General features: G+C 75.5%; 14 protein-coding genes. 6 read left to right on the forward strand and 8 right to left on the reverse strand.

What is annotated here, in order from left to right; genetic code table 11:
• Positions 1–282 precede the first annotated feature (282 nt).
• Positions 283–1,449, forward strand: a complete 1,167-nt coding sequence (locus JIG38_RS10645; RefSeq protein ID WP_307844805.1) for a DNA glycosylase AlkZ-like family protein — start codon at positions 283–285, stop codon at positions 1,447–1,449.
• The gene (locus JIG38_RS10650) at positions 1,446–2,447 is read left to right on the forward strand and encodes a DMT family transporter (RefSeq protein ID WP_199423791.1); all 1,002 of its coding nucleotides are present in this window, start codon (positions 1,446–1,448) and stop codon (positions 2,445–2,447) included. Before JIG38_RS10645 ends, JIG38_RS10650 begins: the two co-directional genes overlap by 4 nt.
• On the opposite strand, the gene JIG38_RS10655 is transcribed toward JIG38_RS10650, so the two are convergent.
• Genes JIG38_RS10655 through JIG38_RS10670 form a run of 4 tightly spaced genes read right to left on the reverse strand, consistent with a single transcriptional unit; the run spans position 2,422 to position 6,514 of the window.
• A complete protein-coding gene (locus JIG38_RS10655; protein ID WP_199423792.1) occupies positions 2,422–4,107 on the reverse strand; it encodes a ribonuclease J in 1,686 nt (561 codons plus the stop codon). The genes JIG38_RS10650 and JIG38_RS10655 overlap by 26 nt on opposite strands.
• A gap of 12 nt (positions 4,108–4,119) precedes the next feature.
• Complete coding sequence (gene dapA / locus JIG38_RS10660; protein ID WP_199423793.1) at positions 4,120–5,076, reverse strand: 4-hydroxy-tetrahydrodipicolinate synthase; 957 nt, start codon at positions 5,074–5,076, stop codon at positions 4,120–4,122.
• Between the two features lie 9 nt (positions 5,077–5,085).
• Positions 5,086–5,664 (reverse strand): dihydrofolate reductase, encoded by a 579-nt coding sequence (locus JIG38_RS10665; protein ID WP_199423794.1) that lies wholly within the window; start codon positions 5,662–5,664, stop codon positions 5,086–5,088.
• 16 nt (positions 5,665–5,680) lie between these two features.
• On the reverse strand, positions 5,681–6,514 hold the full coding sequence (locus JIG38_RS10670; RefSeq protein ID WP_199423795.1) for a thymidylate synthase: 834 nt from the start codon (positions 6,512–6,514) through the stop codon (positions 5,681–5,683).
• A gap of 40 nt (positions 6,515–6,554) precedes the next feature.
• On the opposite strand from JIG38_RS10670, the gene JIG38_RS10675 reads away from it, so the two are divergent.
• The 4 genes from JIG38_RS10675 to JIG38_RS10690 all read left to right on the forward strand — a co-directional run bounded on the left by JIG38_RS10675 (position 6,555) and on the right by JIG38_RS10690 (position 9,889).
• Positions 6,555–8,045 (forward strand): NAD-dependent succinate-semialdehyde dehydrogenase, encoded by a 1,491-nt coding sequence (locus tag JIG38_RS10675; RefSeq protein ID WP_199423796.1) that lies wholly within the window; start codon positions 6,555–6,557, stop codon positions 8,043–8,045.
• A 113-nt stretch (positions 8,046–8,158) separates the two neighbouring features.
• A complete protein-coding gene (locus JIG38_RS10680; protein WP_307844806.1) occupies positions 8,159–8,866 on the forward strand; it encodes an AzlC family ABC transporter permease in 708 nt (235 codons plus the stop codon).
• Positions 8,863–9,177 (forward strand): AzlD domain-containing protein, encoded by a 315-nt coding sequence (locus tag JIG38_RS10685; RefSeq protein ID WP_199423798.1) that lies wholly within the window; start codon positions 8,863–8,865, stop codon positions 9,175–9,177. The genes JIG38_RS10680 and JIG38_RS10685 overlap by 4 nt, the downstream gene beginning before the upstream one ends.
• 127 nt (positions 9,178–9,304) lie before the next feature.
• On the forward strand, positions 9,305–9,889 hold the full coding sequence (locus tag JIG38_RS10690; RefSeq protein WP_199423799.1) for a GNAT family N-acetyltransferase: 585 nt from the start codon (positions 9,305–9,307) through the stop codon (positions 9,887–9,889).
• A 28-nt stretch (positions 9,890–9,917) separates the two neighbouring features.
• Here the strand turns inward: JIG38_RS10690 and JIG38_RS10695 are convergent, their stop codons facing one another.
• From JIG38_RS10695 to JIG38_RS10710, 4 genes are read right to left on the reverse strand one after another with little or no spacing between them, the layout of a single operon-like run.
• Positions 9,918–10,370 (reverse strand): hypothetical protein, encoded by a 453-nt coding sequence (locus JIG38_RS10695; protein WP_199423800.1) that lies wholly within the window; start codon positions 10,368–10,370, stop codon positions 9,918–9,920.
• Positions 10,370–11,146 (reverse strand): 4-hydroxy-tetrahydrodipicolinate reductase, encoded by a 777-nt coding sequence (gene dapB, locus JIG38_RS10700; protein ID WP_307844807.1) that lies wholly within the window; start codon positions 11,144–11,146, stop codon positions 10,370–10,372. The genes JIG38_RS10695 and dapB overlap by 1 nt, the downstream gene beginning before the upstream one ends.
• Positions 11,147–11,167: 21 nt before the next feature.
• Entirely contained in the window at positions 11,168–12,496 is a 1,329-nt protein-coding gene (locus JIG38_RS10705) for a M16 family metallopeptidase (RefSeq protein WP_199423801.1), read from the reverse strand.
• Between the two features lies 1 nt (position 12,497).
• Positions 12,498–14,741 carry a polyribonucleotide nucleotidyltransferase gene (locus JIG38_RS10710; RefSeq protein ID WP_199423802.1) on the reverse strand — a complete coding sequence of 748 codons (2,244 nt, stop codon included), beginning with the start codon at positions 14,739–14,741 and terminating at the stop codon, positions 12,498–12,500.
• Positions 14,742–14,985 lie beyond the last annotated feature (244 nt).

Here is a 14,985-nt window from a genome sequence, read left to right on the forward strand (position 1 = left end):
CTCGTGTCGGTGGGCGGTGGCACGCTGCTCCTGGGCGACGTCGGCGCGCCGAGACAGCGCCGAGACAGCGCCGAGACAGGGTGGGGGCACCGGAGCATGCGAAGCACAGGGACCACGAGCGCACGGACCACGAGCACACGGAGCGACGCGGCGACGAGCACGCGCAGCACCGCTGCGACGAGCACACGCAGCGCGACGAGCGCACGGGCCGGCACCCGGGAGACGGGCGCTCGCGGCAGGGGTGCGCGCGGCCCGGCGGCCCGGACGCTGACGCGGAGGGACGTGCTGCGGTGGCGCTTCACCGCGCAGGGCCTGGACCGGGCGCCCGGGAGCCTCGACGGCGCCACGTGGCCCACCCAGGTGCCCGTGCTCGACCTCGGCGTCCAGGACACGGGACCCGACGGCGCGCTGTGGGCGCTCGCGCTCCGCGGGGCGCCCGTCGACGCGACGACGGCCGCGCCCGGCCTCGCGCTCGCGTGGACCGTGCGCGGCGCGCCCCACCTCTACCGCCGCGAGGAGCTCGCGGCGGTCGCGCGGGCCACCGCGCCCCTGTCCGAGGCGGACGCGCGCCGCCGGGTGCACGACGCCGCCAAGCCGCTCGTCGCCGCGGGCATCGACGTGACCACGGCGATCGTCGTCGTCGCGCGGGCGATGCGGCAGATCGTCGTGGGGCCGACGGTCAAGGGAGACATGTCGGGCCGGCTCACCGCGGCCGTCGACGAGCCGTACGTGCGCTGGTGCGGGGCCTGCCGGGCGACGCACGTGTACGAGATGCCGTTCCGGCTCGCGGCGCTCCACGCCGGGCTCGAGCTCGAGCCCGGGACCTCTCCCCCCGTGCTCGTGCCCGTGCCGTCGTGGCCCGCCGACCACCTCGACGCGTTCGCGGCGACGGTCGCCACGCCGCCCGCGGAGCGCGACGTCCCCGTCCACCTCGACGTGGTGCGGGCGTACCTGCGCCTCCTCGGCCCCGCCCGGCCCGGCGACGTCGCCGCGTACCTCGACGCGCCCGCCGCGGACGTCGCGCGGCGCTGGTCCGACCTCGCCGACGAGCTCGTCGAGGTCGAGGTCGAGGGCGAGCGCCGGTGGGCGCTCGCCGAGGACGACGCCTCGCTCGCGGAGGCCTCGGGCTCCTCAGGCTCCTCGGGCTCCTCGGGCACGGTCCGGCTGCTCGGTCCGTTCGACCTGCTGCTCCAGGGCCGGGACCGCGAGCTCGTCGTCCCGGACCCGGCCGCCCGGTCGGCGCTGTGGCCCGTGCTGGGTCGTCCGGGCGCCGTCGTGCTCGACGGCGAGGTCGTCGGCCTCTGGCGCCCGCGCGCCGCGGGCCGTCGCCTGCGGGTGCAGGTGACGCCGTGGGTGCCCTGGACCGCGAAGGTCGAGCGCGCCGTGGACACCGAGGCCGAGCGCCTCGCGGCCTTCCGGGGCGTCGAGCTCGGCGGGCGGGCCGCATGACGCGGCGCGGCTGGCTGCTGCTCGGCCTCCTCGGCGTCATCTGGGGCGTGCCGTACCTGCTCATCAAGGTGGCCGTGGCCGAGGTCTCCCCCGCGACCGTCGTGCTCGCCCGCACGACGGTCGGAGCCCTGGTGCTCCTCCCGTTCGCCCTGCGGGGTGCGGGGTTCGGCGCGCTCCGGGGACGCTGGCGCGCGCTCGCGCTCTTCGCGGCCCTCGAGGTCGTCGGCCCGTGGATGCTCTTCTCGGACGCCGAACGCACGCTCGACAGCTCGACGACGGGGCTGCTCGTCGCGACGGTGCCGGTCCTCGCGGTCGTCGTGGGGCGCGTCGCCGGGGACCGTGCGCCCGTCGCGGGCGTCCGCTGGGCCGGCCTGCTCGTCGGCCTCGCGGGCGTCGGCGTCCTCACGGGCCCCGGCCTCGCGTCGGGACACGCGTGGCCCGTGACCGAGGTCGTGCTGGGCGCCCTCGGGTACGCGATCGCGCCGGTCGTCGCGGAGCGGAGCCTCCAGGGCGTCCCCGCGACGGTCCTCACGACGGCGTGCCTCGGCCTCGCGGCCCTCGTCTACGCGCCGGTCGTCCTGCTCGAGGGGCCGCAGCCCCTCCCGAGCCCCGCCGCGGTCGGCTCCCTCGCGGCGCTCGGGCTCGTCTGCACGGCCGTCGCGTTCCTGCTGTTCTTCCGCCTCATCTCGGAGGTGGGCGGCCCGCGCTCGACCCTGGTGGCCTACCTCAACCCGCTCGTCGCCGTCTCGCTCGGCGCGCTCGTGCTCGACGAGCGGCTCGACGCGACGGTCGGGCTCGCGACGCTGCTCATCGTCGGCGGCTCGGCGGCGGCCTCGGTGCGGCGCAGGTCGGTCCGCCCGCGCGCCGACGCGGCGCCCGCGCCCGTGAACGCCGCGGCACCGGGCGAGGGCGCGGTCGCGCCCGGCGAGCTCGCGCTCACCGACCCGGGTCCCGGGCCGGCGAGCGACGGCGTCACGCCTCGACGACCACCGGGATGATCATGGGGCGGCGGCGCAGCCGGCCCGACACCCACCGACCGACGACCCGCCGCACCACCTGCTGGAGCTGGTGCGTGTCGATCGTGCCGCTCGAGGTCGCGTCCTCGAGCGCCTTGGCGACCTCGGGCTGGATCGTCTGGAAGACCGCGTCGTCCTCGGCGAAGCCCCGCGCGTGGATCTGCGGCCCCGCGATGACCTTGCCGGTCGCCGAGTCGACCACCGCGAAGATCGAGATGAAGCCCTCCTCGCCGAGGATGCGCCGGTCCTTGAGCTCGGCGTCCGTGATCGTCCCGACGCTCGAGCCGTCGACGTAGACGTACCCGCACGGGACGGCGCCGACGACGCTCGCCCGCCCGTCGACGAGGTCGACGACCACGCCGTCCTCGGCGAGGACCACCCGGTCCGCCGGCACGCCGGTCCGGACCGCGATCGACGCGTTGGCGACGAGGTGGCGGACCTCGCCGTGCACCGGCATGACGTTGCGCGGTCGCAGCACGTTGTAGCAGTACATGAGCTCGCCGGCGCTCGCGTGGCCCGAGACGTGCACGCGAGCGTTGCCCTGGTGCACGACCTTCGCCCCGAGCCGCATGAGCCCGTTGATGACGCGGAAGACCGCGTTCTCGTTGCCCGGGATGAGCGAGGACGCGAGCACCACGGTGTCGCCGTGACCGACGAGGACGCGGTGGTCACGGTTCGCCATGCGCGACAGGGCCGCCATCGGCTCGCCCTGCGACCCGGTGCACATGAGCACGACCTCGTCCGGCGGCAGGTCGTCGACCGCCTTGACGTCGACGAGCGTGTCCGGCGGCACCGTGAGGTAGCCCAGGTCCGCCGCGATGCCCATGTTGCGCACCATCGAGCGCCCGACGAGCGCGACCTTGCGGCCGTGCGCGTGGGCCGCGTCGAGCACCTGCTGGACGCGGTGCACGTGCGACGCGAACGACGCCACGATGACGCGCTGCTCGGCGCCCGCGAACACCTGGTCGAGCACCGGGCCGATGTCCCGCTCGTGCGTCGTGAAGCCCGGCACCTCGGCGTTGGTCGAGTCGACCATGAAGAGGTCGACGCCCTCCTCGCCGAGCCGCGCGAAGGCGCGCAGGTCGGTGATCCGCCCGTCGAGCGGCAGCTGGTCCATCTTGAAGTCGCCGGTGTGGAGCACGAGGCCGGCGCCCGTGCGCACCGCGACCGCGAGCGCGTCGGGGATGGAGTGGTTCACCGCGACGAACTCGCACTCGAACGCGCCGAGCTGCTCGACCTGGCCTTCCTTGACCGCGAGCGTCACGGGCGTGATGCGGTGCTCCTTGAGCTTCGCCTCGACGAACGCGAGCGTGAGCTGCGAGCCGACCAGCGGGATGTCGGGCCGCAGGCGCAGGAGGTACGGCACCGCTCCGATGTGGTCCTCGTGCCCGTGCGTGAGCACCACGGCGTCGATGTCCGCGAGCCGGTCCGCGATGTAGTCGAAGTCCGGGAGGATGAGGTCGACGCCCGGCTGGTGGTCCTCGGGGAACAGCACGCCGCAGTCGATGACGAGCAGCCGACCGCCGTACTCGAGCACCGCCATGTTGCGGCCGATCTCGCCGAGGCCGCCGAGGGCGACGATGCGCAGCGCGCCGTCGGGCAGGGCGGGCGGTGCGCCGAGCTCGGGGTGGGGGTGGGACATCGGACCTCCGGGTCAGTCGAGTCGGCCGGCCGCGACGAGGGCCGTCCGGACCTGGGCGACCTCCTCGGCGTCGGCCGCGGCCTGGGGAAGGCGCATGGTCGCGGTCGGGATGAGCCCGAGCAGCGCCAGCGTGAGCTTGGACCGCAGCGCGCCGTTGCCGCTGCCGCAGACGAGGTCGATCATCGGCATCGCCTCGAGGAACGTCGCGCGGGCGGTCGCGAGGTCGCCCGCGTCGGCCGCGCGGATGACCGCGGCGAGCTCGTCGCCCACGAGGTGCGCCGCCATGCTCACGAGCCCGACGCCACCCACCGCGAGGAACGGCAGGAGGAGCGCGTCGTCGCCCGCGTAGTACGCGAGGCCGGTCGCCTCGATCGCCCGCATCGCCCCGACGACGTCGCCCGTGGCGTCCTTGACCGCCACGACCCGGTCGTGCGCCGCGAGCCGCTCGAGCGTCGCGAGGCTGTACCGCACGACGGTCCGTGCCGGGACGTCGTAGAGCATGACGGGCAGGTCGGTGGCGTCCGCGACGGCGACCGTGTGCTGGTAGACCCCCTCCTGGGAGGGGCGCGAGTAGTACGGGGAGACCACGAGCAGGCCGTGCGCACCGGCCTCGGCGGCCTGCTCCGCCATGCGCACGGCGTGCGCGGTGTCGTTCGAGCCCGCCCCGGCGACGACGACCGCGCGGTCGCCGACCGCGTCGACGACCGCACGCACCAGGTCGGCCTTCTCGGGTGCGTGCGTGGTGGGCGCCTCGCCCGTGGTGCCGTTGAGCACGAGGCCGTCGTGGCCGTGGTCGACGAGGTGCACCGCGAGCCGAGCCGCCGCGTCGAGGTCGACGGCCCCGTCGGCGGTCATGGGCGTCACCATCGCGGTGAGGAGGGCGCCGAACGGCCGGTCGGTCGACCCGACCCGCTCCGGCTGCCGGGTCACCCCGGGCGTCCCGGGACGGTCGGAGGGGGTGGGCGCCATGGCAGCAAACTACAGCGCGGCGCCGGTGGGCCGCTCCGCGGTCCCATGGTCCCGCGCCGCCTCGGTGGTACGCGCGAGCGACGAGAAGCGGTACCGCAGGCCGGTGCGCGAGACGTGCCACCCGTCGTCGGGCGAGCGGGACACGACGTGCCAGCCCGGGCCGAGCACGGGCGCGGCCGTGTCCCCCTCGATGCGGACGTCCACCTCGGTGACCTCCGCGCGGTCCGCGAGCGCCAGGAACGCGGCGTAGACCTGCTCGCCGCCGATCACCCACGCGACCCGCGACGACGCCGCCGCGGCGTGCTCGAGCGCCGAGCCGACGTCGGGCACGACGTCGGCCCCGTCGAGGCGCAGGTCCGTACGCCGGCTCAGGACGACGTTGGCCCGCCCGGGCAGCGGCCGGAAGCGCTCCGGCAGCGAGTCCCACGTCCGCCGGCCCATGATCACCGGGCTCCCGGTCGTGACCTCGCGGAAGTGCGCCTGGTCCTCGGGCAGGTACCACGGCATGTCGCCGTCGCGGCCGATGACGCCGTCGACGGACTGCGCCCAGACGAGGCCGATCGACGCCGGCCGGCGGTCGGCCGCCATCAGCACGTGCCCCGCATCAGACGGCGACCGGGGCCTTGATGGCGGGGTGGTGCTGGTAGCCGACCACCTGCACGTCGTCGTAGGCGTAGTCGAAGATCGACGGCGCGCGCCGGAGCTCGAGGCGCGGCGGCGCGAAGGGCGCGCGCGTCAGCTGCTCGGTCACCTGCTCGACGTGGTTGTCGTAGATGTGGCAGTCGCCGCCGGTCCAGACGAGGTCCCCCACCTCGAGGTCCGTCTGCTGGGCGATCATGTGGGTGAGCAGCGCGTACGACGCGAGGTTGAACGGCACCCCCAGGAACAGGTCGGCGCTGCGCTGGTAGACCTGGCACGACAGGCGGCCGTCGGCGACGTACAGCTGGAAGAACGCGTGGCACGGCGCGAGCGCCATGTCGGGGATCGCCGCGACGTTCCAGGCGGAGACGAGGTGGCGCCGGGAGTCGGGGTCCCGTCGGATGCCCTCGACGACCTGCGCGACCTGGTCGACGTGGCCGCCGTCCGGCGTGGGCCACGACCGCCACTGGACGCCGTAGACCGGCCCGAGCTCGCCGTCGGCGCCCGCCCACTCGTCCCAGATCGTCACGCCGTTCTCACGCAGCCAGGCGACGTTCGACTCGCCGCGCAGGAACCACAGCAGCTCGACGACCACCGAGCGCAGGTGCACGCGCTTCGTCGTGACCAGCGGGAACCCCTCGCGCAGGTCGTAGCGCAGCTGGTGGCCGAACACGCTGCGCGTGCCCGTGCCGGTGCGGTCCGCCTTGGGGGTGCCGTGCGCGAGCACGTGACGCAGGAGGTCCTCGTACGGGGTGGCGACGGACGTCTGGGCGGGCGGTGCGGACGGCACGGTCGGCATGGCGTCATCGTAGGCGGCGCGCGGGTCCATACTGACGACCATGACGACGGTGCACCTGGCAGCTCGGTCGCAGACCCTCCCGGTGGACGTCCCCACCGGCGTGCTCGTGGGCGGTGACTGGTCCCCCGCCTCGGGCGGCGGGACGTTCGAGGTCCACGACCCCGCCACCGGCGACGTCCTGATCGAGGTCGCCGACGGCACGCCCGACGACGGCCTCGCGGCGCTCGCCGCCGCGGACGACGCGCTCCCCGCCTGGCGTGCGACGGCCCCGCGCGAGCGCGCCGAGGTGCTCCGCACGGTCTTCGACCGCGTGATCGCGCGCACCGACGAGTTCGCGGCCGTCATCACGGCCGAGGGCGGCAAGCCGCTCGCCGAGGCGGCCGCCGAGGTCGCCTACGGCGCCGAGTACGTGCGCTGGTACTCCGAGCAGGCCGTGCGCGTGGGCGGCGTCGTGCGGACGGCACCCAGCGGCGCGAACCACCAGATGGTGCTCCGGCGCGGCGTCGGCCCCGCGCTGCTCATCACGCCGTGGAACTTCCCGCTCGCCATGGCGACGCGCAAGATCGCGCCCGCCCTCGCCGCGGGCTGCACGGTCGTGGTCAAGCCGGCCGGCCTCACGCCGCTGACGACCTCGCTGTTCGCCGAGGTGGTCCGGGAGGTCCTCGCCGAGCGCGGGCTGCCGACGGGCGTCGTCAACGTCGTCCCGACGTCGTCGTCGTCGGCCCTCGTCGAGCCGCTCCTGGCCGACCCGCGGCTGCGCAAGCTGTCCTTCACGGGCTCGACCGAGGTGGGCCGGGTCCTGCTGCGCGGCGCGGCCGAGGGCGTCCTGCGCACCTCGATGGAGCTGGGCGGCAACGCGCCGTTCCTCGTGTTCGACGACGCCGACGTCGCCGCGGCCGTCGAGGGCGCGGTCGCGGCCAAGATGCGCAACGCGGGCCAGACGTGCGTCGCCGCCAACCGGTTCCTCGTCCACGAGGCGGTCGCCGAGGAGTTCAGCGCGGGCCTCGCCGCCGCGTTCGAGAAGCTCGTCGTGGGCCCGGGCAGCCGTCCGGGCACGACCGTCGGACCGCTCATCGAGGCGCGCGCGGTCGACCGCGTCGAGGAGGTCGTGGCCCAGGCCGTCGACGGCGGCGCGCGCGTCGCGGTCGGCGGCGGCCGCCCCGACCGCACCGCGCTGCCGGGGCACTTCTACGCCCCGACCGTCCTCACGGGCGTCGACCCGGCGGCCCGCGCGGTGCGCGAGGAGATCTTCGGCCCGGTCGCGCCCGTCGTGACCTTCGCGTCCGAGGACGAGGGGCTCGCGCTCGCGAACAGCACCGAGTTCGGGCTCGTCGCCTACGCGTACACGCGCGACGTCGGCCGCGTCATGCGCGTCGCCGAGGGCATCGAGTCCGGCATGCTCGGCGTCAACCGCGGCATGGTGTCGGACGCGAGCGCGCCCTTCGGGGGCGTCAAGCAGTCGGGCCTGGGGCGCGAGGGCGGCGAGGCGGGCATCGAGGAGTACCTCGAGAGCGTGTACGTCGCGCTGTGACGCCGGCACGACCCGACGGCGACGCGCACGGGCACGGCGCGCACCCGGACCCCGCAGGGTCGGGCCCCGCGGGGTCGGGCCCGCACGCGGCCGACGCCGCCCGACGGGCCGCGGTGCGCCAGGCACTCTCGGTCGCCGCCGCGACGGGCGTCTACGGCGTCTCGTTCGGCGCGCTCGCCGTCGCCGCCGGCCTCGACGTCTGGCAGACGTGCGCGCTGAGCGTCCTCATGTTCACCGGCGGGTCGCAGTTCGCCTTCGTCGGCGTGCTCGGCGCCGGCGGGGCCGGCGGGGCGGCCGTCGCGACCGCGGCGATGCTCGGCGCCCGGAACGCCCTCTACGGCGCGGTCCTCTCGCCGCTGCTGCGGTACCGCGGGCTGCGCCGCGCGGCCGCCGCGCACCTGACCATCGACGAGTCGACCGCCGTGGCGACCGCGCAGAGCACGCCCGACGTCGCGCGCGTGGGCTTCTGGTGGACGGGGGTCGGGGTCTTCGTGCTCTGGAACGTCTTCACGGCCGTGGGCGCGCTGGTCGGGGGCGTGCTGGGCGACCCGGCGCGGTGGGGGCTCGACGCGGCGGCCGCGGCGGCGTTCCTCGGGCTGGTGTGGCCGCGGCTCGCGACGCGGCCGGCGCGGGTGGTCGCCGGCGCGGCCGCGGTGGTCGCGCTCGCCCTCACGCCCGTCGCGCCCGCGGGGGTCCCGGTGCTCGCGGCGGCGGTGGTCGCCGTCGCGCTCGGCTGGCGCGACCCCGGTCCGCGCCTGCACGGCCCGGTCCGCGCCGCGGACGGCCGCGAGCAGGGCACCGGCGCGGGGGCCGCACGGTGAGCGCCCATGCCGCGACGTGGCTCGCGGTCCTCGCCGCCGCCGCCGTGTGCTTCGCCACCAAGCTGCTCGGGCACCGGCTCCCCGCGCGCTGGCTCGAGGACCCGCGGGTCGCGCGCGTCGCGGGCCTCGTCACGGTCGCGCTGCTCGCTGCCCTCGTCGCCGTGCAGACCTTCACCTCGGGGCGGGACGTGGTCGTGGACGCGCGGCTCGTGGCCCTGGCCGTCGCTGCCGTCGCGCTCGCGCTGCGGGCGCCGTTCGTGGTCGTCGTCGTGCTCGCGGCGGTCGTCGCGGCCGTCCTGCGGGCGCTGTGAGGCGGTCCCACCCCGGCTCGCCGCCGTGGACCCGGGCGGTCCGCCGGCCGAGGTCCCCGCGGTTCGACACCGTGGCGACGGCGGGTCATGCTGCCGGGATGCACCTCGACGCCCCCGGGACCCGCTGATGGCACTCTTCCGCGAGCAGGCCGACGTGTCGGTGCGCCCGGCGACGCCCGACGACGAGGCCGCCGTCGCACGGGTCCAGCTGCGCGCGTGGCGCTCGACCCACGCGGACCTCCTCGGCGCCGACGTGCTCGAGCAGCTCGACGTCATGGCCGTCCGGCAGCAGTGGGCGGCGGCGATCAGCTCGCCCCCCTCGCGCGCGCACCACGTGCTCGTCGCGTGCGACGGTCCCCGCGTCGTCGGCTTCGCCGCGTCCGCGCCGCTCCCGGCCGCGCACGAGGACACCGCCGACGCCGCCACCGGGGGCCCCGACGCCTCTGGCGGCGTCGAGGTCGTGGCGCTCGAGGTCGACCCGGACGCGCGCCAGGGCGGGCACGGCTCGCGGCTGCTCGCCGCGTGCGTCGACATCGCGCGCGACGCGGGCGCGACGCACCTGCAGACGTGGGTGCTCGACGGCGACGACGCCCGCGAGCAGTTCCTGCGCGGGGCGGGGCTCGGCCCCGACGGCGCGGAGCGCGAGCTCGGGGTGCGCCCCGACGGCGGGGCGCGCGCGGTGGTCGAGCGCCGCTGGGTCGCCGAGATCTGACGGCACGCGACGAGGGCGGCGCGGTCGGTCAGCCGCGCGACGCCGCGCGGTCGAGGGCCGCGGCCCGGCGCAGCGCCTCGCGGGCCCGTCGACGGTCGCCCGCGGCGTCGTAGGCGAAGCCGAGCCGGAACCACGCCGCCCAGTCGTCCGGGTCGCGCTCCGTCTCGGCGCGGAACCCCGCGAACGCGGCGTCGGCCGCCTCGCGCACCACGCGCCCACCAGGCGTGCGCGGCAGGTCGTCGACGGGCAGGCGGCCCTCGGCCGCGAGGCGGTCGGCCATGCGCTGGACGGCTGCCGCGAGCCGCCACTCGCGCACGAGCAGCCAGGCGCCCAGCAGCGGGAGGACGAGCACGGCGGCGCCGAGCGCGATCGCCACGGGCTCGCCCGTGCGCACGAGCGCGACCCCGCGCCAGGCGACCGCGACCATGAACACCCCGAGCAGCGCGGTCATGAGGACCGCCCCGAGCAGCGAGCGGCGCATCAGCCGAGGTCGAGGTACTGGTCGAGGCCCACGGTCAGCCCCGGTCGCCCGGGCACGGTCCGCACGGCGTGCAGCACCCCGGGCATGAACGACGACCGGTCGAACGAGTCGGTGCGGATGGTCAGCTGCTCGCCCGGGTTGCCGAGGAGGATCTCCTCGTGCGCGACGAGCCCGCGCAGGCGCACCGCGTGGACCCGGATGCCGTCGACGTCGGCCCCGCGCGCGCCGTCGAGCGCCGTGGCGGTCGCGTCCGGCACGGGCCCGAGGCCGGCCGCGCGGCGCGCGGCGGCGATCCCGCGCGCGGTGTGGACCGCGGTGCCGCTGGGCGCGTCCAGCTTGTCCGGGTGGTGCAGCTCGACGACCTCGGCGGACTCGAACCAGCGGGCAGCGCGCGCCGCGAACGCCATCGCGAGCACGGCGCCCAGCGCGAAGTTCGGCGCGACGAGCACGCCGACGCCCGGGACCTCGGCGAGGTGCTCGCGCACCCGGTCGAGCGCGGCGTCGTCCCACCCCGTCGTCCCGACCACCGCGTGGACGCCGGCGTCGACCAGCGCGTGCACGTTCGCCTCGGTGACGGCGGGCACCGTGAAGTCCACCGCGACCTGGGCGCGCGCACCCACGAGCGAGGCGACGTCGTCCGAGCGGTGCAGGGCCGCCACGAGCTCGAGGTCGGCGGCGTCGGTGACGGCCGCGCACGCGGCCCGGCCCATCCGGCCGGACGCGCCGAGGACGGCGACGCGCAGGGCAGGACGGTCGGCGGCGTCGGCAGGGCTCACGACGCCGACCCTATCCGGGTCTCAGGCGCCGAACGGACCGACCCGGACGACCGAGCGGGGACGCAACGCGAGGTCGGCGGCGAGCTCGCGCACGTCCTCGGCCGTCACCGCGCGGATGCGCTCGAGCGACTCCTCCTGGCTGAGCAGCTCGCCGTGCACGAGCTCGGCCTTGCCGAGCCGGCTCATGCGCGAGCCCGTGTCCTCGAGGCCGAGGACGAGGCCACCCGAGAGCTGCCCGATGCTGCGCTCGAGCTCGGGGCCGGTGATGCCGTCCTGGGCGAGGCGCTCCCAGCCCTCGGCCAGCAGGCCGAGGACCTCGTCGACCTTGCCGGGCGCGCAGCCCGCGTAGAGGCCGAAGACGCCCGTGTCCGCGTGGCCCGACGAGAAGCAGTAGACCGAGTACGCGAGCCCGCGCCGCTCCCGGATCTCCTGGAACAGCCGCGAGGACATGCCTCCGCCGAGCACGGCGCTGAGCACGGAGAGCGTGAAGCGGCGGTCGTCGGTCGCGGTGAGGCTCGTCGTGCCGAGGATGACGTTGGCCTGCTCGGTCGTGCGGTGCACGACGAGCTCCGCGCCGGCGGCCGGCAGGCCCGCCGTGCCCGTGGCGCCGCGGCGCGCGCCGGGGCCCGCGGCGGGGTCGAGCGACCAGCCGCCGCTCTCGAGCGCGGCCGAGACCTGCGCGCACAGCGCGTCGTGGTCGACGCCCCCCGCGGCGGTGACGACCAGCGTGCTGGGCAGGTAGTGCTCGCGGTAGTGCTCCCACACGGCGTCGCGCGGGACCGCGCGGATCGTGCCGGGCGTGCCGCCGATGGGCCGGCCCAGCGGGTGCGCGCCGAGCACGGTGGCCGCGAACTGCTCGTGGACGACGTCCGACGGGTCGTCGTCGTTCATCGCGAGCTCCTCGAGGATCACCCCGCGCTCGGTCTCGAGCTCCTCGGGGTCGATCCGCGCGGAGGTGACCATGTCCGCGATGACGTCGACGGCCATCGGCACGTCGGCGTCGAGCACGCGCGCGTAGTAGCACGTGTGCTCCTTGCCGGTGGCGGCGTTCGCCTCGCCGCCGACGGCGTCGAACGCCTCGGCGATGTCCATCGCCGACCGGCGCCCCGTGCCCTTGAAGAGCAGGTGCTCGAGGAAGTGCGTCGAGCCGTGGTGCCCGTCCGTCTCGTCGCGCGAGCCGACCCCGATCCACGCGCCCACCGTGGCGGAGCGCAGGCCGGGCATCGACTCGGTGAGGACCCGGACCCCGCCGGGCAGGACGGTACGGCGCACGAGGGCGCCGCCGTCCTGCCCGGCGGTCACGTCGCTGCCCGGGAGGCCCGGGCGGGTCAGCGGGAGGTCGAGGGACACCTCAGGCCTGGGCGCCTTCGGCCTGCGCGCCCTCGGCGGCCGGGGCGGCGCCGTCGCCGGCACCCTCCTCGATCACCGCGTGGAGCGAGAGCTTGCCGCGCGGGTCGATCTCGCCGATCTCGACCTGGACCTTCTGGCCCACCCCGAGGACGTCCTCGACGTTCTCCACGCGACGGCCGCCCACGAGCTTGCGGATCTGCGAGATGTGCAGCAGCCCGTCCTTGCCCGGCGAGAGCGAGATGAACGCGCCGAACGTCGTGGTCTTGACGACCGTGCCGACGAAGCGCTCCCCGATCTCGGGCATGTGCGGGTTGGCGATCGCGTTGATCGCCGCCCGCGCGGCCTCCGCCGACGGACCGTCGGTGGCGCCGATGTAGACCGTGCCGTCGTCCTCGATCGAGATGTCGGCGCCGGTCTCCTCCTGGATCTGGTTGATCATCTTGCCCTTCGGGCCGATGACCTCGCCGATCTTGTCGACCGGGACCTTCACCGTGATGACGCGCGGGGCGTTCGGCGACATCTCGTCCGGGGCGTCGATCGCCTCGTTCATGACGTCGAGGATGTACAGGCGCGCGTCGCGGGCCTGGCTCAGCGCGCCGATGAGCACGTCGGCCGGGATGCCGTCGAGCTTGGTGTCGAGCTGGATGGCGGTGACGAACTCGCGCGTGCCGGCGACCTTGAAGTCCATGTCGCCGAACGCGTCCTCGGCGCCCAGGATGTCGGTGAGCGCCGCGTAGCGGGTCTCGCCGTCGACCGTGTCGGACACGAGGCCCATCGCGATGCCGGCGACCGCCGCGCGCAGCGGGACGCCCGCGTTGAGGAGCGACAGCGTCGAGGCGCAGACCGAGCCCATCGACGTCGAGCCGTTCGAGCCCAGCGCCTCGGAGACCTGGCGGATCGCGTAGGGGAACTCCTCGCGGCTCGGCAGCACGGGCATGAGCGCCCGCTCGGCGAGCGCGCCGTGACCGATCTCGCGCCGCTTCGGCGAGCCCACGCGGCCCGTCTCACCGGTCGAGTACGGCGGGAAGTTGTAGTTGTGCATGTAGCGCTTGCGCGTCTCCGGCGAGAGCGTGTCGAGCTGCTGCTCCATGCGGAGCATGTTGAGCGTCGTCACGCCGAGGATCTGCGTCTCGCCGCGCTCGAAGATCGCCGAGCCGTGCACGCGGGGCAGGACCTCGACCTCGGCCGAGAGCGTGCGGATGTCCCGCAGGCCTCGACCGTCGATGCGGAAGCCGTCCGTGAGGATGCGGCGGCGGATGACCTTCTTGGTCACCGAGCGGACCGCGGCGGAGAGCTCCTTCTCGCGACCCTCGAACTGCCCGCCGAGCTCGGCGAGGACCTCGGCCTTGATCTCGTCCAGGCGGCCCTCGCGGGTCTGCTTGTCGGCGATCGTCAGCGCCTCGGAGACGCGGGCCTCGGCGGCCTGCTCGACGGCGGCGTAGGCGTCGTCCTGGTAGTCCGGGAACGTCGGGAACTGCTGGACCTCCTTGGCCGCCTTCGACGCGAGCTCCTGCTGCGCGACGACGAGCGCCTTGAGGAACGGCTTCGCCGCCTCGAGGCCCTGCGCGACGACGTCCTCCGACGGGGCCGTGCCGCCCTCGTCCTTGATGAGGTTCCAGCTCTTCTCGGGCGCCTCGGCCTCGATCATGGCGATGGCCACATCGTCACCGACGACCCGACCGGCGACGACCATGTCGAACGTCGCGCGCTCGCGCTCGGAGTAGCGCGGGAAGGCGACCCACTGGCCGTCGACGAGCGCGATGCGCACGGCGCCGACCGGGCCGGAGAACGGCAGGCCGGAGAGCTGCGTCGAGATCGACGCGGCGTTGATCGCGAGGACGTCGTACGAGTCGTCCGGGTGGATCGCCATGACCGTGACGACGACCTGGACCTCGTTGCGCAGGCCCTTGACGAACAGGGGGCGCAGCGGGCGGTCGATGAGGCGGCAGGCCAGGATCGCGTCGGTGGACGGGCGGCCCTCGCGACGGAAGAACGAGCCGGGGATCTTGCCGGCGGCGTACTGGCGCTCCTCGACGTCGACCGTCAGGGGGAAGAAGTCGAACTGCTCCTTGGGGTGCTTCCCGGCCGTCGTGGCCGACAGGAGCATGGTGTCGCCGTCGAGGTAGGCGACGGCGGAGCCGGCGGCCTGCTTGGCCAGGCGGCCGGTCTCGAAGCGGACGGTGCGGGTGCCGAAGCGGCCGTTGTCGATGACGGCCTCGGCGAACTGGATCTCGGGTCCCTCCACGGGATGCCCTCCTTCGTCGAAGATCCCGGCTTCGCGCGACGGTCTTCGACCGTGGTCCGCGGACGGCCGTTGGGCGGTTCCGCGAGCCACTACCGAGGACCGGACGCCGGTTCCGGGCGGTGCTGGTTCAGTTGTCGGTCACCCCGGCGGGGTGCCGTGGCCCGTCCGCCACCAGGGCGGGAGGGCCGTGGCGCGCGCGGTGCGGTCGTGCCGTGGGGCACGCGCCGCACGGTCGCGGCGCCTG

This window comes from Actinotalea solisilvae (assembly GCF_016464425.1).
Lineage (GTDB): Bacteria > Actinomycetota > Actinomycetes > Actinomycetales > Cellulomonadaceae > Actinotalea > Actinotalea solisilvae.